Source organism: Shimia sp. (assembly GCF_039969785.1).
In the GTDB taxonomy this organism is placed as follows: Bacteria; Pseudomonadota; Alphaproteobacteria; order Rhodobacterales; family Rhodobacteraceae; genus Shimia.
Window position 1 is genome coordinate 1 of sequence record NZ_JBDVNC010000046.1, and the last position, 23,318, is coordinate 23,318.

The 23,318-nt window shown below is 52.2% G+C and carries 17 protein-coding genes and 2 pseudogenes; 4 read left to right on the plus strand and 15 right to left on the minus strand.

Annotated elements, in window-relative coordinates; translation table 11 throughout:
* The 15 genes and pseudogenes from ABJI08_RS20075 to ABJI08_RS20145 all read right to left on the minus strand — a co-directional run.
* A pseudogene (locus ABJI08_RS20075) lies at positions 1-84 on the minus strand (IS6 family transposase); the annotation flags it as partial.
* A 319-nt stretch (positions 85-403) separates the two neighbouring features.
* A complete protein-coding gene (gene tnpB / locus ABJI08_RS20080) occupies positions 404-616 on the minus strand; it encodes an IS66 family insertion sequence element accessory protein TnpB (RefSeq protein WP_348403639.1) in 213 nt (70 codons plus the stop codon).
* Positions 616-3,702: a type I restriction endonuclease subunit R gene (locus ABJI08_RS20085; protein WP_348403640.1), complete on the minus strand. Its 3,087-nt coding sequence runs from the start codon at positions 3,700-3,702 to the stop codon at positions 616-618. The genes tnpB and ABJI08_RS20085 overlap by 1 nt, the downstream gene beginning before the upstream one ends.
* A 38-nt stretch (positions 3,703-3,740) precedes the next feature.
* A complete protein-coding gene (locus ABJI08_RS20090; protein WP_348403641.1) occupies positions 3,741-4,373 on the minus strand; it encodes a hypothetical protein in 633 nt (210 codons plus the stop codon).
* Between the two features lie 111 nt (positions 4,374-4,484).
* The gene (locus ABJI08_RS20095; RefSeq protein ID WP_348403642.1) at positions 4,485-5,615 is read right to left on the minus strand and encodes a DUF4268 domain-containing protein; all 1,131 of its coding nucleotides are present in this window, start codon (positions 5,613-5,615) and stop codon (positions 4,485-4,487) included.
* Complete coding sequence (locus ABJI08_RS20100) at positions 5,615-6,484, minus strand: hypothetical protein (RefSeq protein ID WP_348403643.1); 870 nt, start codon at positions 6,482-6,484, stop codon at positions 5,615-5,617. The genes ABJI08_RS20095 and ABJI08_RS20100 overlap by 1 nt, the downstream gene beginning before the upstream one ends.
* Positions 6,481-7,776, minus strand: coding sequence for a restriction endonuclease subunit S (locus ABJI08_RS20105; RefSeq protein ID WP_348403644.1), 1,296 nt, complete (start codon positions 7,774-7,776; stop codon positions 6,481-6,483). The genes ABJI08_RS20100 and ABJI08_RS20105 overlap by 4 nt, the downstream gene beginning before the upstream one ends.
* A complete protein-coding gene (locus ABJI08_RS20110; RefSeq protein ID WP_348403645.1) occupies positions 7,773-9,293 on the minus strand; it encodes a class I SAM-dependent DNA methyltransferase in 1,521 nt (506 codons plus the stop codon). The genes ABJI08_RS20105 and ABJI08_RS20110 overlap by 4 nt, the downstream gene beginning before the upstream one ends.
* Before the next feature lie 588 nt (positions 9,294-9,881).
* Positions 9,882-10,196, minus strand: coding sequence for a helix-turn-helix transcriptional regulator (locus ABJI08_RS20115; RefSeq protein ID WP_348403646.1), 315 nt, complete (start codon positions 10,194-10,196; stop codon positions 9,882-9,884).
* A gap of 496 nt (positions 10,197-10,692) precedes the next feature.
* Complete coding sequence (locus tag ABJI08_RS20120) at positions 10,693-11,427, minus strand: hypothetical protein (protein ID WP_348403647.1); 735 nt, start codon at positions 11,425-11,427, stop codon at positions 10,693-10,695.
* Between the two features lie 314 nt (positions 11,428-11,741).
* Positions 11,742-11,981 carry a hypothetical protein gene (locus tag ABJI08_RS20125; protein ID WP_348403648.1) on the minus strand — a complete coding sequence of 80 codons (240 nt, stop codon included), beginning with the start codon at positions 11,979-11,981 and terminating at the stop codon, positions 11,742-11,744.
* A gap of 268 nt (positions 11,982-12,249) precedes the next feature.
* Positions 12,250-12,663: a hypothetical protein gene (locus tag ABJI08_RS20130; protein WP_348403649.1), complete on the minus strand. Its 414-nt coding sequence runs from the start codon at positions 12,661-12,663 to the stop codon at positions 12,250-12,252.
* 11 nt (positions 12,664-12,674) lie between these two features.
* The gene (locus tag ABJI08_RS20135) at positions 12,675-13,049 is read right to left on the minus strand and encodes a hypothetical protein (protein WP_348403650.1); all 375 of its coding nucleotides are present in this window, start codon (positions 13,047-13,049) and stop codon (positions 12,675-12,677) included.
* A 223-nt stretch (positions 13,050-13,272) separates the two neighbouring features.
* Complete coding sequence (locus ABJI08_RS20140; protein ID WP_348403651.1) at positions 13,273-14,799, minus strand: recombinase family protein; 1,527 nt, start codon at positions 14,797-14,799, stop codon at positions 13,273-13,275.
* The gene (locus tag ABJI08_RS20145) at positions 14,799-15,059 is read right to left on the minus strand and encodes a hypothetical protein (RefSeq protein WP_348403652.1); all 261 of its coding nucleotides are present in this window, start codon (positions 15,057-15,059) and stop codon (positions 14,799-14,801) included. The genes ABJI08_RS20140 and ABJI08_RS20145 overlap by 1 nt, the downstream gene beginning before the upstream one ends.
* 379 nt (positions 15,060-15,438) lie before the next feature.
* Between ABJI08_RS20145 and ABJI08_RS20150 the strand changes: the two genes are divergently transcribed.
* From ABJI08_RS20150 to ABJI08_RS20165, 4 genes and pseudogenes are all read left to right on the plus strand, one after another.
* Positions 15,439-17,157, plus strand: a complete 1,719-nt coding sequence (locus ABJI08_RS20150) for a recombinase family protein (protein WP_348403653.1) — start codon at positions 15,439-15,441, stop codon at positions 17,155-17,157.
* 622 nt (positions 17,158-17,779) lie between these two features.
* Positions 17,780-21,346, plus strand: coding sequence for a calcium-binding protein (locus ABJI08_RS20155; RefSeq protein WP_348403654.1), 3,567 nt, complete (start codon positions 17,780-17,782; stop codon positions 21,344-21,346).
* 175 nt (positions 21,347-21,521) lie between these two features.
* Complete coding sequence (locus ABJI08_RS20160; protein ID WP_348403655.1) at positions 21,522-22,634, plus strand: hypothetical protein; 1,113 nt, start codon at positions 21,522-21,524, stop codon at positions 22,632-22,634.
* Positions 22,635-23,076: 442 nt separating this feature from the next.
* Positions 23,077-23,202, plus strand: a pseudogene (locus ABJI08_RS20165) (integrase core domain-containing protein); the annotation flags it as partial.
* Between the last annotated feature and the right edge of the window lie 116 nt (positions 23,203-23,318).

The following is a 23,318-nucleotide window of genomic DNA, read 5'->3' on the forward strand; positions in this document are numbered from 1 at the left end:
TGGAAATCGGACATAGAGCATCACCGCAAGGCGGATAATCTCAGGGCTCGTTTTGAAGTAGCGAAAAGGGGACCGTTTTGTCATTCGGCAACGCTAGGTCGCCACCCTGCCCTTCACAACCGAGTTTCCTCTGACATTGCCTCTCCTGGATAACTTCTACAGCCAAGTTGCTTTCTGTCATAGAACGCAGCTTTGTGAAACAACCATCCTTAATGAATTCTTCTGTCAGGTGGCGAAGTCAGAAGCGGTTGCCTACGTTCCTTTCTTTGATCGAATGGCAGCTGCGACCGGAGACAGCGATTTAGGCCGCGACTTGTTGGATTTTAGCGCGAATTGTTCCTCGGTTGTTGGCAACCATGAGGGATAATGCAGGCAAGATCCCGAACCATGTGCTTCGTTGCCCTTAGGCAGCCGGTCTTCGTGTCGCATTTGACACAATTTGGACCTGCCATGCTTCCTGCCACAAAACACCATCGCGAATGGCTGGCCATTTGAACGCATTCTGCTCCAGCCGTTTGTATGCCATCACGAGACCGGTCCCATCCCACCAGATCATCTTGAGCCGGTCAGCACGCATTGCGCGGAACACATAACGCTTCGAACGTGAATTCTGCATTAGGTGGAATGCTGCATTTCCGTCGCCATTGCTTCAGCTTGCTTGAGCACGGTCTTGACGGCGTCTGCCGTCAGGTCAGGCGGAAACCCATGGCGCTTCAGAATTCGGCGAACGGCAACACGCATTTTTGCTCTGACGTCCTCACGTTTCCACCAATCGACACCTGAGTTATTTCGAACTGTCGACACCAACTCTGCCGCTACCACCTGAAGCTCCTTGTTGGTCATTGCCTCAACAGCGCTGTCGTTTTGTGCGAGAGCGTCGTAGAAGGCCCGCTCTTCCGAGTTCAATCCATCATCCGCTTCGTTCTGAAGCTCCTTGGCCAGATCAATCAGTTCCTGAATGATCTGAAGCGCGTCGACGCTTCTATTGTGGTAGCGCGCCATTGCTTGCTGCAGCCGTTCCGAAAATTCTTCCCGTTTGACTACATTTGACTTGGTCCGAGCTGAAATCTCACCGTTCAGGAGCTTTTTCAGCGCTTCAACGGCAAGGTTTTTGTGCTCCATGTTCTGAATTTCGAGCATGAACTCTTCTGAGAGGACGCTGATATCTGGCCTATCAAAACCGCAGGCCACGAGAATATCGACTACTTCTGTTGAAGCAACCGCACTGTTGACCAGTTGTTGGAGCGCGAAGTCCGGAGATCGACCGTTGGAGCCCTTGCCGGCAGCATCCAGCTTTTCGAGACCCGTGCGCACGGCAGTGAAAAACGCAACTTCTACGGAGTGCTCGGTTGCCGCGGGGCTACCAGATGCAAGTTTAAAGGCTTGAATCAATGCCGCTACAGCATCGAGAAATCTTTTTTTGCTGCCTTCGCTGGATTGATCTTTGGCCAGGATGTGCTCAATCGCGGCGGGCAGCACCTTCAACCGGTCCTTGGCGGTTCCATTTAGCGCAGCAGAATAATCAAAACCGAAGAACTGTTGGCGCGCCACGTCCAGAGCGTCAAGGAATGCGGATATCGCTTCCGCTTCATTGACGCCGGTCTTTGCCTGATCTGATTGCGAGTAGTGGGCGAGTGCCTTCTTGAGGTCGGCCGCAAGGCCGATGTAGTCCACAACCAATCCAGCCGGCTTGCCTTTGAACACCCTGTTCACCCGCGCAATCGCCTGCATTAGCCCATGGCCCTTCATGGGTTTGTCGACATACAAAGTATGCATACATGGAGCGTCAAAACCGGTGAGCCACATGTCTCGGACAATCACGAGCTTCAGAGGGTCGCTTACATCTTTGTAGCGGTTCCGAATGGCCTCTTGTCGCGACTTCGATCGGATGTGCGGCTGCATGTCCGCCGTATCCGTCGCGTTGCCAGTCATGATCACTTTGACGACGCCTGTGTCGTCAGTGTCGCCGTGCCACTCCGGTCTTTCAGCGACGAGGCGATTGTATACGTCCACACAAATCCGCCGGCTCATGCATACGATCATGGCCTTGCCATCGATGGCTTCTATGCGCGCATCAAAGTGCTTGAGGATATCTCCAACAACTTTTTCAAGTCGCTTGTCGGCGCCAACAAGCGCTTCAACAGTGGCCCACTTTCGCGCAACGGAGTTGGCTTCGCTGTCCTCGAGCCCTTCAGTGGCGTCGTCAAACTCGTCATCAATCTGATCCGCGAGGTCCTCATCAAGCTCGACCCGAGCTACCCGCGCCTCGTAGTAAATCGGAACAGTTGCTCCATCTTCGACAGCTTGAGATATGTCGTAGACATCGATGTATTCGCCAAAAACACCGCGGGTATCTGCGCCGACCAAGTCCACAGGCGTGCCCGTAAAGCCAACGTATACGGCATTGGGTAGAGCTTGTCGCAACTGATAGGCTAAGCCGTATCGGACTTCACCGGTCTTTGTGACCTTTGCATCGAAGCCGTATTGCGTCCTATGGGCCTCATCGACCATCACCACGACATTTGAACGATCGGTGATTTCTGGAAATATGCCGCCGTCTTCAGCGCGGAACTTCTGGATGGTCGAAAAGACAATCCCCCCAACTTGACGGTCCAAGAGGGTTTTCAAATCGGATATCCCTTCGGCCTGAACCGGCTCTTCCCCCAATATGTCCTTGCAGCGCGCAAATGTCGCGAACAACTGATTGTCCAGGTCATTGCGGTCGGTGAGCGCCAACAACGTGGGGTTTTCCATCTCTGGGTCATGCATGACGCGGCCAGCCAAATAGGTCATCAGGAGCGACTTCCCGGAACCCTGTGTGTGCCATACCACACCGGCCTTGCCATCACGTCCCCGAGCGCTCCTGATGGCCTTAAGACCCTTTTGCACGGCGAAGAACTGGTGATAGCCGGCGACTTTCTTGACTGGGCCCTTTCCTTCATCTTCAAAGACAACGCACCACCGCAGAAGATCCAGCAAAGTTTCAGGCTTCAAAAGCCCCTGCGACAGTGTCAAAAGCGCAAGGTCGGTTCCAACAGGAACAAGTGTTTCACCATCGATGGTGCGCCAGGCCATGAACCGGTCGAGATTGGCCGACAGAGAACCGAAGCGGGCCACGTGCCCATCGCTGATCACATTGATCAGGTTGGTTCGGAATAGTTCGGGTAGGTCGGATTTGTATGTCTCGATCTGGTTGAAAGCGGCATCGATATCCTTGCCTTCCGTTCCTTTCAGCTCGATCACTACAAGCGGCATTCCATTAAGGAAGAGCACGACATCAGGAATACGAGGATTGCGCCCTACAACGTCAAATTGGTTTACCGCGCGCCAATCGTTCTGCGCGTTGCTCCAATCGATCAAGCTCACCACGGTATTGCGCTCTTCACCGTCGTCGACAAAAGACACCTTGACGCCGTTGACCATCAATTGATGCAGGCGTTGGTTTTCTTGCATCAAATCCGTGGTGAATACCGCGTCCAAGACTTGTTTCGAGGCTGCCTCCAGGGCACGCTTGGGCACCTCTGGGTTCAGGCGCTCAAGCGACGCCAGTAGCTCAGGTTCAAGGATTGTCTGATGATATGACCCACGAAGAGCAGGCTTGTTGTCGGGGGCCGTCTCTGCGCCATGCATGAGCGAAATACCAAGTTCGCCCAACTCTTCCATCAAGAACGCTTCCACGTCTGCTTCTGAAATGAATGCCATCAATGATCACCAATCTGTTTGGTTTGGAAGGTCGCGTTTCATCTGAAAACCACGCCAATAGGTGGTGGCACCGGCAAGCCAGCCAGTATCTCGTCAATTTCCGGCAGTGTCGCCAACCTGACTATACTCGGCGCCTCCATCAGTCGGACTGTCAGATCAGAGACATCCTCATTTAGCACGGCCTCGAGGTAGCACCGCTTTACCTCTTGCCTTGCCAATTGAAGGGACACTTTTGCGCGCTGGACATTCTGGTCAGAGATGGACATCGCTCGCTGAATGCTACCGAGGAACGCCATCGCAAACTCCGCAAACGTCACGTAACCATATTTAAGCAAGCGCTCGGTTAGACCGGAGAACAATCTCTTTGCTCCATCGTCATCAATGAAACCGGCAACATGGTCTCTTATTCCGAGTTTAAACAAGTAGTCATCGATCCATATACCGACCTCTTCATGTTCAATAAAAAGGCAACTGTCGAGACCGTAGCTTAACGCAATTTCTTTGGAAAAAGTCTTTTCACATTCGTCGTCCTCCCAGTCAGGATGCCAAAGTGCAAAAGGGCCGCAGTCATAATCATTTGGATCGAAATTTTCGTAAATAATGAGATCGTCGTCACAATGGCGGATCGCACCTTCAATCTCTTCTCTGTGATTCAAGCAAATGACAGTCATGCTTTCTCCACTTGTTTCTTTGCCTCAAAAACGCACAATGCTTCGAACGTTCGGTTCGGTAAGAGAGTCTTGCGGAGGATAGTTTGGGTTGCTTCGGAAATAGACCCCATTTCAGTTTGCCTGTGCCTTCAGTTCAACGTTCAACTCGCTGATGGGCGCTTTAAGAGCCTTTTCCAGCTTCGCGATATGCGCCACGTGCCAAGACACATAGTCCGGCCAGTTGTCACGGTTATAGCCATCACAGGCCATACCGAACTGGATCCGACTTGCCTTCTTTTCATCGAGACGAAGCCACGAGATTTCATCCCCGAATACCGCCTCTACCTCGTCTTTGCGCTCATGGAGCCGGTCAAACAGCCATTTGTTTTCGCTTGCGTCGGCCCGGCCAAATGTGAATTCCACCCGGATCTCGGACTTCCCGAAGATCAAAGCATAGTGGCAGGCCCGCATGCCTGAACCGGCACTTAGCCAATGGTCCTTGCTTGGGCTGATATTCTGATAGAGCCGGTCGCCAGCGTCCTTCAGCGCCTCGAGCGTCGCTTCCCAATAGTCCCGGCGCAACTTGTGTCGGGCTTTCTGCTCGCCTTGCGCCCCGCGCGCCTCAGATTCTTTCTCGGCCATGCCAATCATGAAATCTGCCGCCTCAGGGGTCGGTATAACCGGTTGGATGTCGACAAACAGCTCGTCTCCATGCGCATAGGGCACCACCTTGAAACACCGCGCGTCGATCTTGTGGTCACGCAGCCACAGCACTGTTGACGTCACCTCCTTGCGGAATTTCGCGGCCACGAAGAACAAGCGCTGCCCGTTGCCTTCATTCAAAACAACCTCGCTCAGCTCTTCCGCATCAAGGAACTCGCAAATGCGGTCTGATGCCTTGCCTCCACCACAGTAGCGTTCCAGATAGCTCTGGTGGATCTCCACGATCTGCGCCTTGGTCAGGCTGGACACATACGCCGTGTATTTAAGCGCCTGCCAGGTGACGTCCCGGCCGGAGTCATCCAGCTTGTTTTCGATCACCACCAATTGTCCGTCTTTGTCGAGCGCCAGCAGGTCCAGCCGCTCGCGTGTGTCAGCAAATCCATCGAACTCTTTCTGGATAATCAGAAGTTCTTCGCCCAAGGCGTCCGGCTGGCCAACCAACCATTCCTGAAGGTGTTCCCGTTCACGCAAATTGAGGTCAGCAAAGCGTTTTTCTTCAAGCTTTTGAATGCGGTTTTCTGTCAAATCTACTTGGAACATCAATCACTCTCAAATTCTCTAAAGTCTATGTATGCAACCCCGCCCAAATTGCGCTCGTTCAAGGTTTGCTCAAGTGTCGAGAGCTCACTCGCTTCGCCATCACCCGTTTCAAAAAACTCAGGATCGATCGCTTGCACGCCAAGATCGCCGGCATGGTGTGCAAGCAGCTCATAAACCCATTTGGGACGCTTTGTGGACAGTTTGAACTGCTGCTGCCCCGACATTTTTCCCATGACTCTCACGACCCCACAGCCATGTTGTGCAGAGTTTGCAATTGCAAAAAACTGATGCCACGGCACCATTCCAGGTCGAAGAGATGAAAGAGATTTGCTCTTAGCATACCGCATAAAGTTCGCTGTTGCGACCGAGCACCCCCACGAGCTTCGACCATACCATGTGGTCTTTGGGGAACGATCAAATAGGTCCCGATTTTTGATCTGACCGTGGTTGTAGAACACGTAAATTGGGTTCAGCCCGCTCGCTGCATTGATAAGGTCTGTGATCTGTTTCCCACCTGGATGGAAGCTGTCATAAGATCCATCTTTAGCGGGTGACCCAAACAATCTCTTAGCCTGGACACGAAACCCGATCATGCAATCCGGCAGGTCCACAAACCATTCCCAGTCTGCTCCGTTTCCCACTTTTTCGACTGTGCCATCCTTGCGAGTGACACCGCCTTCCTCCTGTCGGGAGAACATTTTGACGTTCAAACCCATTGGGGAAAGATCACGAGCCATCTGCAGCAAAAGCGTTTCTGTGATCGTCTCTTCCTGTAGGGTCAGGCCGTATTTGATTGCGTCGCCTTGATCTGCCCACACCTTGTGTGCAAGCAGCCGTAAGTATGCGCGGAAGTCACCCGAGGCCATCATGTGGTCATGGACTCCACCTGTTCTTTCACAGCGCCAACGCGCAATTCGCCGGACATCAGGCGCGGAAGGAGCGTATCGCGGAGGGTGGCGAGGGTTTGGTTTTCTTTTTGCTTCTGAGCTTGAGCAAGCCTCAACCCGAGAACGCTCTCAGAAAAAGCTTCTCGAACCCTTCGACTTCCCGCCACCACATCGAAAGCCGCTATGTCCCCCTTGTTGAAACCAGATTGAGCGCTTCGACCACTAATGGCCTGAATGTATTCTTGGAATTCGTAGGATAAGCACACCGAACGGACAAATTCACGGTCACCAGAATAAAATGGCTCTGCCTTTACGAGAGCAACATTGTAGGCACCTGAAAGTCCCCACCCGATACGTCCGACCGAAGCACCATACCTACCTATCATGACATCCAAAGCTTCGCATTTTCTAAGCTTTGGGGTGTTTCTGACGAAAGTCAGATGGTTGTCGCCATCATAGTCTCTAATCTGCACAAGTCGAACATACCCTTCACTTGGCTCATATAGGAACTCGCTCTTCGGTGGCTGCGTTCCCCCCTTGATATCCATGTATCCTGCAAAAGACTCCGCCTCCCACCCCTCCGGCAAGCCATCCTCACCAAAGCGATCCGGAAACAACGCGGCGGTTTGGGCGTCCATGTGGGCGGGGGCGCGGCCCGCAGCTTTGGCGTGGACGGGGTCGAAATCGACAAACCACGACCGATACAGCGCTCGCGCCATCTCTTCCAAAGTCGCCGCCGTCTTGCGGTTCAGCTCGATCTTGTCATCCAGCGCCCCGAGGACGGCTGCGATTTTGCGTTGTTCCAAAATATCCCGAGCAGGAACGACAAAGTCCTCAACCATGCCTTTTGTCAAAGCATTTCGCGTAGCGCCTACTGAAGCGAGGGCAAACATATGTTCTTGAAAAGAGGGTTGGACAAGGAAATAGCGAAGAAATAGCGGATCCAATATCTCGGGGTTTGGTCGGATGATGGCCACATGCTGGTTCACCCTCGCCGGCAAAACAGAATCCGTCACCTGACATGCTCGAGCAACGCTATCACCGGTGATATTTAGCAGAACATCACCAGACTCCACTGCGACATTGTTCAATCGTTTGGCTTGATCCTCACTTATGAATGCCAGACCAGCCTTTTCAAAGCCGTGATTGTAGACATTCTGGCTGCGAACAAGGCTGAACGGACCTTCTTGCAAGTAGCTCTGCTTGCCGCCTCTGGGTGTCGCTCCGCTTCCGATCTTGGAACAAACGTCCCCAAGCCTAATTTCCTCAATCATTTAAGCGACTCCAGGCGATCCTCAATCTCTTTCTCCAGTCGCTGCCCCTCGGCAAACTGCCCCCGCAGTTCTCCCATTAGACGCGCAAACTTCTCCTCAAACGGTTCACTGTCTTCTTCAGCCGCGCCAGCGCCGACATAGCGCCCTGGTGTCAGCACAAAATTGTGTTTGGCGATCTCATCCTTACCGGCTGATTTACAGAACCCCGGCACGTCCTCGTATTCGCCCGCGTCCGGCTCCCCCCGCCATGCGTGATAGGCGGTGGCGATGCGGCCAATCTCATCCCCGGAAAGCTCTTTCTGCTTCCGGCTGCCCGGCACCAGCGCGCCCATCTTGCGCGCATCGATAAACAGCACCTCACCGCGCCGGTCGCGCAGCTTGGCATCCTTGGCTACGCCGTTGGATTTGTCTTTGGCCAGAATCCAAAGGCATGCCGGAATTTGCGTGCCATAAAACAGCTGCCCCGGCAGCGCGACCATGGCGTCCACCGCGTCGCCCTCGACCAAGGAACGGCGAATGTCACCTTCGCCGCCCGACATAGACGACATGGACCCATTGGCCATGACCACCCCGCCGATGCCGGAGGTGGAAAGCTGGTGATAGATATGCTGGATCCAGGCAAAGTTAGCATTGCCCACCGGCGGCGCGCCGTATTTCCAGCGCGCATCCTCGCGCAGCATGTCGCCCGACCAGTCAGAGATGTTGAACGGCGGATTGGCGAGGATGTAGTCAAACCGCTCATCCGGGAAAGCGTTTTTGACCAGCGTGCCTTCGGAATTCCAGCGGATGTCGCCAAAGATGCCTCGAATGGCGAGGTTCATGCGCGCCAGACCAAAGGTGGTGTGGTTGCGTTCCTGTCCGTAGACGGCGATGTCGTTTTTCTGGCCTTTGTGCGCCTCGATGAACTTCTCGGACTGCACAAAGAAGCCCCCGGTGCCGCAGCACGGGTCATAGACGCGGCCCTTGGTCGGCTCGATCATTTCGATCATCGTGTCCACAATGGATTTTGGTGTATAGAATTCCCCGCCGCGCTTGCCCTCGGAGCTGGCGAATTCGCCGATGCAGTATTCATAGATGCGCCCGATCAGGTCGAAGTCGTCCTTGGTGCCCTCAAATTTGATATTGGCAAAGAGGTCCAAAAGGCCGGTGAGCATGGCGCGGTCGATGCTTTCCTTACCAAAGACCTTCGGCAGGGCGCCCTTGAGGCTTTCGTTGTCCTTCTCGATGGCACGCATGGCGTCATCAAGCATCACACCGATACGGGGATCCTTGGATTGTTTGGACAGCGTCGCCCAGCGGGCCGCTTCTGGCACCCAGAACACGCTTTCAGCGAGGTATTCGTCACGATCTTCTGGATCTGCGTAGTCGTCCTTTGACAACTCGTCATGCAGACGCTGGAAGGACTCAGACACATACCGCAGGAAGAGTAGCCCCAAGGCGATGTGTTTGTATTCTCCGGCATCCATGGAGCCGCGCATTTTGTCGGCCGCGTCGAAGAGTGTTTTCTCGATGTTCATTTTTTGCCTTTGTTGTTTGCGGCTCACAACAATTCGTATGCCGCAATCGAAATGAATTGGCGCAATACTCGAACACAATGGTCTGTAGTTCAATGCGCAACTTTTGATAGGGGTGTCAGTCAGGAATTCACCTATATGGTTAGCTCGGCGGTTCAAACCTTCCTCTCATGTTCGCTCGTAGCGACGCCAATCCGGTGAACGTTCTTGCTACTCAGGCGCAAACAAATCCATTACTGCTTGCGAAAACCTTCTAAGCGATATCTTGCTGCGCCAGAACCAGGCTGGCGTCATTCACTGCAACCAATCAAGTCGCGTGAACGCAAGCGTTCCAACATGTGTGCGAACACCTGACGCCATGGGCTTTTCGGAACTTGTGCGTGCCAGTCGCACACCTCCGAAAATTGCGCAGCCAGCGAAATCACTTGTGTGGCCAAATCTTCGGGCGAAAGCTCTCGACGAGTGTATGTATACCCCATCTCTCGCCTCCTCACGCAGCTTGGTTGATGTCACAGTTGTGAGCTGCAACTGGAACCGCGTTGAATTTGGCGATCGGCGCGATTTCACGACCCAGTTGACCGCCTCGGTCGGTTATTTTACTTTTCTTGCTCGAACTCGTTGTCTCGGCGTGCCGTAAGCCTCAATCTCATCCAATGTCGCTGTCTCCGGTGCAGGAAAAAGCTCCTGAAACTCTTCCCTTGCGTCAAGACATTCGGCAACTGCCAGCACGGTGGCTAAGGTGGCGGTCCCTCCTTGCTCAAAGCGCTTCAGGGTGGCGATGGCGACGCCCGAGCGCAACGACAGTTCAGCCTGAGTAATATTCATCGATATCCGTCGAGCTTTTGCCGCGGCCGCGATGCCTTGGTGGATTTCTGCTGCGGTTTTTATGTCTATGGTAAGTCTCATAAATGATCCCTAAAGTCTAATATGAGGCATTAAGGTATCAAATATGATACTCTATAAATTCGCTCAGATCACCCTCCAGGTGGTTTTTCAGAAATCGCCTTGTTCTCAAATTTCGGCCAATACAACAAGATAAACCGCCATATAGGCGGCTGCGAATGCCAAAACGCGTTTGCTTCTACTTATTCATCATTGAGCACGTGCACAAACGCTTCCGTTTGTAACGGAGTTAGCCGCCATGTAGGCGGCAGTGAGAACGGTTATTGGGATTGCGTCGACTTCGGGTAGAGTTTGGCATGCGCCACCATGGAATAGGTGTCGGCATAGGTCTGCTGGCATGGTGTTGCACGAGAGGATTGGTGATGACTGATCAAGAGAAGTGGATCGAGGAGGCCCGCCCGGCAATCGAAGAAAGGAGGCGCATTCTCGACGAGAAAGGCCCGAGCCTTGCCCGCTATCGCGAAGCTCTCATGTCCAATTCACAGCGACATTCAGTCGATCATCCAAGGCTATCTCGGCGCATTTCTTCGACAAACATATCGTAGACGCGCGGCTCGTCAAACTCGAGCCAAGTGCCCGGCCATGCCAACTTTCTGTTACCATAGATGAAGTCGCCATAATTTGAGGTCAGACTCCAGTTGTCCGTCATGAAAAACTTCATCAGATGAACCGGCAGCATGTCGCCAGCTTCAGTAAGAATGCGCTCTAAGATTGCGTATGGCTTGCTTCCTTCACGATCAAACTGAAAACCAGGATAGCGCCAGCCTTCGTCAGTTTCGTAGCCGAAAAACCGGTTCTGTGCTTCCATTTCAGCGACTTCGGGAACGCTCACACGCAGCAACTCAGCGACTTGAGAAACGCTCAGCATTTCGGTGCGGACTTCGACCTTTTCGAGAATCTTTTGCCGGCTCTCTTCGCGATTATCTTGAACATATTCATCTGTTGTTGCCGTCACGATGTTTTCCGTCTTGTCTCTTCCAACGCCGAGGCCGCGGCGATTTCTGTCGTCAAAAAACGCGATCTCTTCTGCTGTTGGCTCAGACATCAGCTCGACAAGTTTGTTAGAGCCTTTCTTTGTCGATACGTCGATCGGCTTGCCATCGAGATCAACGAAACCGCCAGAAGGGATCAATGTCATCAACTCTTCCGAACTCAATGAAGACCAGCCTTCCTGTGCCTTGGAGCGCACGATTCTCAGGAATAGCGCGGTCTTTTCGTCGATCTCTTTTGTCATGTTCTCAAATTCCCGAGCCTTCATCGCTTGTGACAACTGGTTTGAAGTCTGACTGCGCCGCTGGTTTTGATCTTGGCTTCGGCTTCGCTCTCCAAATATCCTCGAAACAGGCGACGACAGCTACCGCTTCAAAGCAAGTTTGGACGCTGCAAAGGAAAAAGGATTGGAGACCCAAACATTGACCGCGTCATAGAGAACGACGCATAACTCAGGGCGGATCAAATCTCGGTGAAAATACCGGCTCAGTTCTCAGTGACAATGAACAGCGATCCTCTTCGATGCCGAGCAAGGAGTCCTTGATCCACTTTTCTTGCTCAGTCATGTGTCCGACCGCGTGTCTTGAACCGAAATTCAGGTTGCAACTCTCGAAGACGTTTGACGGCGTCATCAACATTTTCAAAGTCTTTTCCGGTATGGATTCCATCACCATCACCTTCGGGATACCAGCCCGGCAACATGACCGTCTCCGACATGTCGCCAACCTTGACCTCAAATGAGCGCACGTCGCGTGTCAGCTTTTCTCCTGTGACGGGATGTATTCTTGATTTTTTCATGTATTTCCCTCCCTTTATGGGCTTCTTTCTAACTGTCTGTCCTTTGCATACCAGCCGTCCTCGCCTGTCCAAGGTTGTCACTTTAGCTCGTCGCCAACTGCATGGTTTACCTGAAACGCCAACGCCAAAATGCCACCTCATTTGTGAGCGGCACCGCCTTGCGGCAGCTTCTGAAGTCAAGCGCAAACGTTTTCCAAAAAGCTTGCGAAAGCACTCACAGAGGACATACTTTCCGCGGGCGTTGGGTCGACCAACGCCCGCTTTGGGCTCATTCGCTGCAACCAATCAATTCACGTGCACGCATGCGAGCGATCAACTGACTTCGAAGAGACTGGAACAGGTGATGCAGCTCAATATGGGACTTCAAGAGTGCCAATCCATCGTCGATTGGCTCCTCGACATAGTGCGGACAGTTCAGCACGTGGTCGCCATATCCGGGCAGTCTCGCATTGGCCGCAGTAACAAAACCGCGCCCAATTTCAGCGATGCACTCCGTATCTCGATCATCCACAACATTCCCATACGCCAAGCGTTCCAGCATGTGAGGAAACACCCGGCGCCACGGGCTTTTCGGAACTTGTGCGTGCCATGCGCACACCTCCGAAAATTGCGCGGCCAGCGAAATCACTTGAGCGGCCAATTCTTCGAGCGAAAGCTCACGGCGAATGTATGTATATCCCATTTCTTGCCTCCTCACGCAGCTTGGTTGATGTCACAGTTGTGAACTGCGACAGGAACGGCGTTGATGTTGGCAATCACCTCAACGACTTGCTCGTAAAGCAGACACAGAGATGGCACGATAGGATCTTCTGGCGACAGTTCCGCAAAACAGAAGAATTCGTCATTCTCTGTTTCTTCGAATTGGTCGAGTCCCAACAGCCCTTTGAGCCAGTTGAGTTCGCGACGGTGACTGCTTTTGAAACCATCCGCGGTCGCGACCTTCGCGCGAAATCGTTGAAGACGCATCAGCGCCGGGGAGCCTCCGAGAAGCAGAACAGCGTTCTGTAGCTCGAGATCAGTTGTCGAAAGGAAGGATTTGCAGAGTTCAAGTTTCTTTGAACGTTTCATAGTGTTGTTCCAAGTTAGGCCGCCCCCAGCGGACGACAAGCACACGAGTGGGGGATCTCCTTTCACCTCATGCGTGGTTTCATTTTGTGTCAGAGCGCTGTGTTGTTGTTTTGCTTGACCAATCAGACTTGGGCACATTCTGTTCGTCATCTTAGCTAATCGCACAACCCGCAGCGCATCCGCGATGTGCCCCAGCAGCGGGATAAATCAAAATTACTTCACATCAAGCCGCCGTTGGGATGATCCGAATCGTGTCGTCCTCAACGACAACCGATTCAACAAAGGCTCGAAGATACGATTTTCGAAACTCAATCGGGCCGGTCAAAAACTTCTCGGCCACCAAATTTGCGAACTCGCCCACTTGAGCCGCGGAAACCGTGCGTCGCTGGCTTTGAACCTCTGAAAGCGTTTTCAGCTGAGAGCGGATTATGTCCCGTTCATCCTTCACCCTGGAAAATCGGATATCAAAGTCCTCGTCACCAGCGCTTGCGAGCCCTTTCATAACCAAATCATACAGACGGCTAAGCGCCGACTCAGCTTCCGTCAGCTCCCGCTTTAATTGCTCCATTCGCAACCGCTGGTCATCGTCCAGCGTTGCGAGAAATTCGAACAATTTCTGCAACACCTTTTCCATGCGGGATGACTCAAAAAGAACCTCGGCAACAGCTTCCGTTACCAATCGATCCAGCTCTGGCATCGGCAATGATTGCCCTTCGCAGAGTGCACTTCCTTGGTTCTTTCGATTGCCGCAAGTATAGTAGCGATATCTCCCGCTCTTGCCCGTTCGGAGTGTCATTCCCCCGCCGCATTTTCCACATATTGCGAGACCCGTTAGTAGGATAGGCCCGTTCACAGTCCGTGGTGCCGCCTTTCGAGGGTTTCTGCTACGAAGCCTTTGCTGAGTTGCTGCGAACAGTGTTGGATCCACAATCACCGGCACATCGATGATGACCTGTTCGTCCTTTGGTTTTGTTTTTCCGAAGCAAAATTCACCGACGTATGTGTTGTCGTTCAGAACACGGTGCACCATGCCGACCGTCCAATTCTTTCCTTTGCGTCGCTTTATGGCGTTTTGATTGAGGTATTCCGTGATCCGCTTCACGCCCATGGGCCCGGACTTGCCATTCCCGCTGTCATAAAGGCTGAAGATCAACGCCACATTTTCCGCTTCGACGGGAGAAATTTCGAGCTTTTTCTTGATGGTTTGACCACGCATACCCGCCTCCACCGACCTATACCCATAAGGTGGTGTTCCACCATTCCAGTAGCCTTGGCGCGCATTTTCGGCGAGGCTGCGAGCGACGTGCTTTGACGTTTCTTTGGACTGGTGCTCGTCCATTAAAGAGATGATGTTCCTCAACAAATCTCCACTTGGGTCGTCACCGATGGGCTGCGTTATACTCACTAATTCGATTCCAGAATTCTTGAGATCGCGTTGTAATAGTTCGAGCTCGATTTGGTCCCTAAAGAGCCGGCTAAAAGAATGGACCAAAACGAATTCAAGCTCATTTGAGCGCGCTTGGACCAATTTTCTCAACTCTTCCAGTCCAGATCGGTTTCCATTTGTCCCGGTTTGCGCATCACTGAATTCGGCAACAACCTCAATTTCGTGACTGGCACAGTATTGCCGCATCTGTCGACTCTGATCGGGGATGGACAGTTTCATTAGTTCCTGTCTGCCGGTAGAAACTCTGGTATACAGAACAGCTCGCTTTGGCCCTTCCTTAGGCAGAGATACATTTGCGGGCATCAATTTTCCTCCAATTCAGAGATCGTCAGGTTTGACTTTTGACGAGTGCTGCTGACTGCACTGTGAGAACCGCGTGAGTTGATCAACTCTCGAAGGTCATCCAAAAGGTGACTTTGGAGCGATTGGATTTCGTCCTCAGAAACGAATTGAACGGTTTTCAGCTCGTTCATCACGAAAAACCGTGATGTATCGCTTTTGTGTTTCTTCGGTTTGCGGCCGAGTTCTACGCCGCGACGGATTGGTGTTGTGTTAGCGTGCATCTTCGCATCTCCCTGGCTCCGGCAGGGCCGCCAAAAGCGAACCGGCCGTAGTATCCAGAGTTCGGGACACTTAATCCGAACCCGTTCGGACCCAATGCCCGGACAAGAAATGAGAAGCTGAAGTATCTTACGATCATGTGCCAAAACCTAAGAGGCGGAAACACGCGATTCAACTCTAAAAATTTGTTTTATTTCACTTTTTTTCCTTTGGTTTTCGGAAATTCCGCCAATATTGACTCTCCTTCTTTCGCGAACTCGGCTTTCTTTTTTGCGTGTGTTCACCTCAGAACGCTCGAAAAAAACGAAGGCAGGTGCCCGATCAAGAAATGAGAACAAAAGTGAACTTTTCCTTGCGTCATGAAGCAAAGCTCCGCTACAAATGAGCGCTTTTACTCAAGCCCTCGCCGCCTTCCACAAGCTCATCACCGGAGAATTCATGACCCGAGATTTCTTGGCAGCCCCTGCCGGCAGTCGCGCCGTCCTTTACATGCGGGTTTCAACTGGACAACAAGCCCAGAACGACTTGTCCATACCGGACCAGAAGAAACAGCTACGCTCGCATTGCAAACACCACGCTTACATCATTGCCGGCGAGTATAGTGATGCAAAAAGCGGTCGGGACGACAATCGACCTGGCTTTCAGACAATGCTGGAGGACATCAAGCATGGTGGACTTGGCTGCGACATAATCCTTGTGCATTCCTATAGCAGGTTTTTTAGAGATGAAGTTATGGCGGAGCTTCATATCCGCTCTCTGGCCAAACGTGGGATCCGTCTCATAAGCCTGACACAAAGAACGGACGACAGTAGCGAAGGACAAATTCTTCGCCGAATTCTGGCGATTTTTGACGAATACACGTCCCTCGAAACCGCCAAACACGTTCGTCGAAGCCTGCACGAGAATGCTCTCCAGGGATTTTGGAATGGGGGCACCACCCCTTTTGGCTACCGCGTCGTAGAAGTCGGCAGGCGAGGAAAAACACTGAAGAAGGGGTTGGAGGTCAACGAAACAGAGGCAGAAACTGTTCGGTTGATGTTTACCCTCGCGCTCAAGGGCGACGGCACCACGGGTCCACTTGGCATTAAGAAAATTGTCTCTTGGTTAAACGAACGAGGCTACAAGACCCGCAACAGCTCACGATGGGGCGTGAGCGCAGTCCACCGACGGCTGACAGACAGTATCTATACCGGCGTCAAAATTTTTCACAGCGGCGAGAACGGCGGCGTAGAAATTCCAATTGCCGTTCCGTCAATCGTCAGCGAACATGACTTCGAAAACCTTCGGGTGGTGTTGGCCGAGAAGAACCCCAAAAAAGCACCACCAAGAGTTGTTTCCGGCGACGTGTTGTTAACTGGTCTTGTCGTATGCCCGAACTGCGGCGGCGGCATGACTACAAGCACAGGAAAGAGCGGCCGCTACCGTTACTACGCATGCTCGAACCGCATGCGCACCGGGTCAATCGGTTGCGAGGGGCGGAGAGTCCCGATGGAAGCCATGGACGAGCTTATAACTACAGCGCTGAAAGCCAGTCTCTTCACGTTCGACAAGGTCAACGAAATTCTGTCTCCCCTGCGTGAACGTCAATCTCGATCAGCAGAGGATCTCGAGAAACGTTTGGTCGACCGCGAAACTGAGGTGCAGGAAGCCAAACGAAAGATGGACAACCTGTATTCGATGATCGAGGCAGGGGTGGTAGAGGCTGCCGACGCTGCATTTAAAGATCGCTTTCAGGACGCTAAATCTGAGTTTCAGCGTGCCCAAAAAGAGCGTGATCAAATCGCTCAAGAGATTGCCCCACAAAACCGAATAAATCACGACAAGATAGTCAAGTTCGTCGCGTCAATGCAGAACGCGCTCAACTCAGAAAGTATTGCGAACAAAAGAGCCTACATACGTGCCGCAGTCGATGCCGTCGAAGTTGGAGAAGACTCTATCCAAATTTATGGGCGAAGAGAACAAATTGAACGCGCTGTCGCTCTTGAAAGTGTGGCGCCCTCACCGGTGCCCACTTTTGTTCGGGGATGGCGGAGGAGGTGGGATTCGAACCCACGGAGGGCGTTAACCCTCGTCGGTTTTCAAGACCCTAAACCGCCCTAAACACCCTTGAAAACGTTGACTAATTCCGGCCTTCGGGTCGGAATTATATCCCCTCGCAGCCCATGCTGCGTATGTGGATGTTACTTCTGCCTGTTACTTTCCGTGATCTTTATATACATTATGTGAGGGCTATAATTGACACAGGGCAGGGCTGTCCTTAAGTCCTGTCATGTCGCTGCGGTGACTGATTTGAAACTAACCAACGGAGCCCATCGGGACGCTATGAAACAGACCGGCCAATTCCTTACCGCCAAGATGCTGCGTTTTTGGATTTCATGGCGCAGGTCAAGGACAGTGCCGACACTCTCATATCTCTGGAACCGACAGGAGAACCTCTGCCTCAAGTTTGCCCGAGGAAAACCAGACTTGTTTTGAGGTTTTGCTCACTGGCGGTAAAACACATGCTGGAAGACCGGGGCTACGATGCCGATTTGTATCGCGAAGCCCGTGAAGGAAGGGGGATTAAGCCAAGCATTTCCTCTGTTTTGGCATGTTGCTTTCCTAAAGCGTAACTTCCCCATATTCGCGATTGGACCATGACCGCTACTGTCGCAAAATGCCAAGAAGTGACGGCGTATTAAATATCAACGATCAGCTAAATTTGTTATGGTGATCCCCAAGAATGCTCAGCTTTTTATTCGTGCCTTTAAAAAAAAATTTGGAGAAAACCATGCCCTCAAGCCTTGGTACTAAGATCGGCCCCGAATTTTCTATGGATTCAATTGCAACTATTTCCAACAGTTCGGTGATCTTAGGAACGCCCGGTGACGATAGCATCGTTGGCACCGCCGCGTCTGATGAAATCAAGGGATTGGGCGGCAACGACACGATCAGGGGTTCTTTGGGTGACGACAGCGTGGAAGGCAACGACGGCAACGACTTTCTCGATGGCGAAGGCGATTACGATACGCTTTATGGAGGCGCTGGGGACGACACTCTCCAAGGTGAAGTTTTATTTGGAGACGATGGAAACGACGTTCTGATCTTCGGCAACAGCGTTGGTAGCGGGTTAATGTTCGGTGGTAATGGCGATGACCAACTCACGGGTGGTAGTAGGGATGACAGTCTCACTGGTGGTACCGGATGGGACATTTTGAACGGCGGAAGCGGAAATGACAGTTTAACTGGAGGTATCGGAACTGACACGCTAAGCGGCCAAGGCGGTGACGACCGGCTATTCGGAGGCGTTGACGACGATGAAGTCGATGGTGGAGACGGGACGGACACTGCCGTCTTCAATGGCAACCATGCTCAATATGACATCCGGTGGACCGGCACTTACCTGATAGTATCCGACACCAGAGGCGACGACGGCACAGACCAGTTGCGAAATGTAGAGAAGCTGGAGTTTGCAGACCAAATTGTGGACGCCCCTATCGCTCCTACCATTTTATCGGCAACTGCGAGTGGTCGCGACCTCGTCATTTCCGGGAGAGCTGCTGCATTCGGAACAAGTGAACCCGATCCTCTTGTCACCGTCTCAAATGGATCGGCCGGATTGGAGATTTCTGATAGCGCCCCTTCGTTCAGCTATGTTCCTATCGTTGGTGACGCATCCGACGTCGGATACCTTGATGCCCGAGGCATTGAAGGCGCTGGTCTGCACACCACCGACTTACGGTACATTGACGGCACTTTTTCACATGACATTTTAGACGGCTCAGCATCGTCAGGCGGTGTACATTTTCGCGGCCATGCCGGCGACGATTTACTCACCGGTTCTAAAAAGTCTGACGTCCTCAGAGGTGGACATGGCGACGATACTCTCCATGGCGGTTCTGAGAGAGCATTTGACAACGACACACTCATTGGAGGCAAAGGAAACGATAGCATCGTTGGCGGTATTGGCGCTCTTTTAGAAGGCCTCGAAGGAAACGATACACTGCGAGCGAGGTATGGTGACGGTGAAAACACTTTGCTGGGTGGGCAAGGCGACGACGATCTCCTTGGGAGTGGAGAACTGCGCGGAGGGCAAGGCGACGATACAGTATACGGAATGTACCAAGATGACCTTTTGGAAGGCGATGATGGCGATGATTCTTTAATTGGCAGAGATGGCTACGACACAATTTTTGGTGGCGAAGGTAACGATAGGCTGAAAGGAATGGTTGGATATGACCTCCTCTATGGTCACAATGGTGATGACACTCTTTCAGGCGGCAAAGGCTATGATGAAATTCATGGTGGCGCAGATAACGACTATCTTGATGGGTACTACGGATTAGACAGCCTGTATGGCGGAAGCGGCAACGACACTCTTCACGGCAACGCAGGTGATGACCGCTTGCACGGAGACGATGGGAACGACGAGCTATTCGGCGGCGCTGATGACGACTTTCTCACCGGCGGAGCAGGCAATGACCTTGTTCAAGGTGGTGCTGGCAATGACTTTTTAAATGGTGATACTGGCGACGACAAATTGGTCGGTGGAGTTGGCAACGACCGTCTCACAGGTTCCTCAGGGGATGATGAGATCCAAGGTGGAGAAGGTGTTGATACAGCGGTGTTTCGCGGTGTCCGCGCAAACTACCAGATCGAGATCATCAACCAAATGTACCAAATCACCGATAACACCGGTGCCGATGGTGTCGACCGGTTTCTGCACGTTGAAAAACTAGAATTTGCCGATCAAACCATCGATTTTCCCGATGCTCCGACAAATCTGATCGCAGAAGCGAGCGGGGATACCCTCAAAATCTCCGGAAAGGCCAGCGGTTACGGTACCAATGTAAAAGACCCGTTTGTGGCTGTCACAGGCAGCAATGCTGGTTGGGTAATAAAAGATAGTGCACCGCTGTTGGGGACCGTTGAAATCACTGGAGACGCAAGCGCACTTTCAGTTCTCGATGGTAGGAGCATCGAAGGAGCGGGCCTAAACACGAATGAAATACCCTTTGTACACGGAACCTCAATGAAGGACGCTATGGTTGTGAGTGAAGGGTCCGGGAATGTTCAATTTTTTGGATATCAAGGCGCTGACTACATGCGAGGGGGAAACGGCGACGACTTGCTGGACGGTGGGGAAGGCAACGATACTTTGTACGGCCAATCCGGAAACGACACTATGGACACTATGATTGGGGGGCAAGGCGACGACTATTTGAATGGGAGAGGCTTGCTGGACGGCGGGGAAGGCAACGATTCTTTGTACGTCCTATCCGGAGACAACACTATTATTGGTGGGCAAGGTGACGACTTTATTCATGGGAGAGGCGACCTAAGTGGATATAGTTTAGTGGAAGGCGGCGAAGGAGATGACGAATTCCGCGATATTTTTGGTCAGCTAAATGGTGGGCTGGGTGACGACACAATTAGCGGTGGAGGGGTGATTAATGGTGGGCAGGGCCATGACGAGTTAAGAGGTCGCGGTGAATTAGTCGAATTAAACGGCGGTGATGGCAATGACCGCCTGTACGGACTAGGAGAGATTAACGCCACATTGAGAGGCGGTAGTGGCAACGACACCATCTCAGCCTCGAGAGGCAATGATCTAGTTTTTGGTGGGGATGGCTTTGACAACATAAAAGGACATTCTGGTCATGATGAAATATACGGCGGCATGGGCAAGGATTCCCTCTTCGGCTATATCGGCGCAGATACGCTATACGGTGGCATGGGCAAGGATTTCCTTCGAGGCGATGAAGGCGCAGATAGGCTATACGGCGGTGAAGGCAATGACGACCTAAGAGGTGAGAGGGGGACCGACCGCCTGTTTGGTGACGGTGGAGACGATAGACTTCGAGGCGGTGCAGATGCCGATGCCCTTTTCGGTGGCGAAGGTAAGGATAGTCTTTGGGGCGATGCAGGAGATGATAGCCTCAAAGGTGGCGGCGATACGGACTACCTTTACGGTAGTGACGGAAACGATAGCCTAGATGGCGGCGAAGGTGAGGACTTTATTTTTGGCGGCACTGACAACGATGTATTGTCGGGCGCGGGTGGCAATGACAGCCTGACCGGTGGCGACGGCATCGATACTGCAGTTTATAGCGGTGATCTCGCTGACTACGAGATATTGGCAATAAACACGGGATACCAAGTCACGGACCTGACCGGCGTCGACGGTGTAGATGTGCTAACATCGGTCGAGAGGCTGGAATTTGCAGATCAAACACTAGATCTGACGATTGCCGTTTTGCAGACAGACGATTTTGTTGCGTCCGCACATTTTGCCGACGACGTTTTTTAGAAGCAAGCTGAGCTAAAGCACCTTTCTTTTAGAGAGACAGCCATTTGGCTGTTTAGGATCGGCAACCGAAAGCGCGCTTTGGAACCGGTTGGAACATTTGTTCTTTGAAGCCCCATGGGTAACTGCGAACTAGCACCTCTTCAGCAGGCAATATGAAAGCAACGGATAAAAAGGGATGAACAAGAAAATACGTACTGTCTTCCTTGTGATCGTGGCGTTTTTCCCAATGCTGCTGCTCCCCTTGATTTCTCGTGCGCAAGGAGCCTCACAATCAGTTTGTTCGACAGAGTTTTTTCGGCCCTATTATCCTTCACGCCAAAAATTCTGTAGTGTTGGAGAGATGGTCGCAGATGCCTATGACCCTGCGCTCAGTTTTCCCTGTGAAGAAATGGAAGTCGACCACCTTATTTCGCTGCGCTACGCGCACAAAAACGGTATTTGCGACCCGGATGAACTCAAAAAATTGGCGAATGATCCAGACAACCTGCGGTTAACACACTGGCGCACCAACAGGGCCAAGGGAGCCATGTCCGCAGAAGAGTTCGCGATACGTCGGCTTTCTGAAAGCCAAGCGGATCGAGTTTTGGCCGACGTAATGGAAATTAGAAAAAAACACCGGTTGCCTAAATCAATCATGACACCAGATCTTAAAGCCAGTTGGCTTATCGCTGAGCGCGACCGGCTGCAAAAGATGAATGCACGTCTGATAAAAGATGCATCGGAGCTAAGATACAAGCACGTCATCTACCGAGGAAAGAAGATGCAAGCCGCAAAGGCAGTCAGCTTCCACACTTCGCGCATCAGCAGAATAGTAACTTGGGCCACTTTCAGAAACTTTGGCTCCATGGCAGCGGAAGCAATCCCTTTTTTTGGAGTTGCGGCGATTGTAGGGGTCACAGCCTTGGAGATTACCGATGCCTGCGAGACACTGAAAGCAAACTATGATCTAAATGTCGCGTTTAACCCAACCGAGGCGATCCCTGAAGAGGTTCAAACTGTTTGCTCCATAGAAGTCCCCACAAAAGATGAGTTGATTAAAATGGTTGCGAAATCCCCCTCGCAAGCGTGGGCTCAGGCGAAGAGCTACACGCCGAGCTTGCCTGAGGTTTCAGACTTCGAAATCAATTGGGAGCGTTACATGGAAGCCACCAAATCGGGCGCGCTGTGGTTGATCGAAGAAACAGGGGCTTCAATGTATGACCTCTCCAAAGCCATCAACGATTATTGGGGGTCGGAGATCATGGATGGCATTTCACTCGATAAAATCTGGCCTTTTGGAGATCAATAGCGCGTAGTCATAGCGAAAGCAAAACCACACTTTGCGCGCGAAACCAGTTCCAAACCTTTGAAGAGTTTGTCGGCTAGTAAAAAACAATTCCCGCACGTGCGAAATGAGTTGCCTGAGCGGACGGATTTCTCGCGCCAAGCTAGTCTGGGACTCATCGGAAATAGATTACATTCTGGCGCCTTCCAATTGGGAAAGTAGAAATCTATTAGCTTCAAGATCTTGCTCGCTCCCCGAAGAAATCCGCCATCTGCTTCCTGTTTCGCTGGATCTCGAAATCGCGCTTGCGGTTTTCCCGTTCGGCCTTAGTATCTTTTCGTTTCACCTTTTCGGTAATCCTCCTTTGGGTGTGTTGCGGTCCACTTCCTGCTATTCTCGTTAGATCAAGCGGCGTTCTGCCCTTGCCTGCCGCAGTCGGGCATGAAGGCTTGATGTGCGGCCAGCCAGCCTAAGAGACGAGTTGCTGAATGATTTGATCTTCGACACGTTAAATGACACCCGAAGAAAATTGGCGCTCTGGCGGTACGAATACAACAACGTCAGACCGCACTCGTCATTAGAGAGCCAAACGCACGACGCGCTTGGGGCGCGGGGCGGTTGTGCCTGCTACTCCGATTTACTCTGCCTGTCGGCTATGTGTGTCGCTGAGCGTGTTATTTATAATGGATTGCAACGACTATAAGCCAC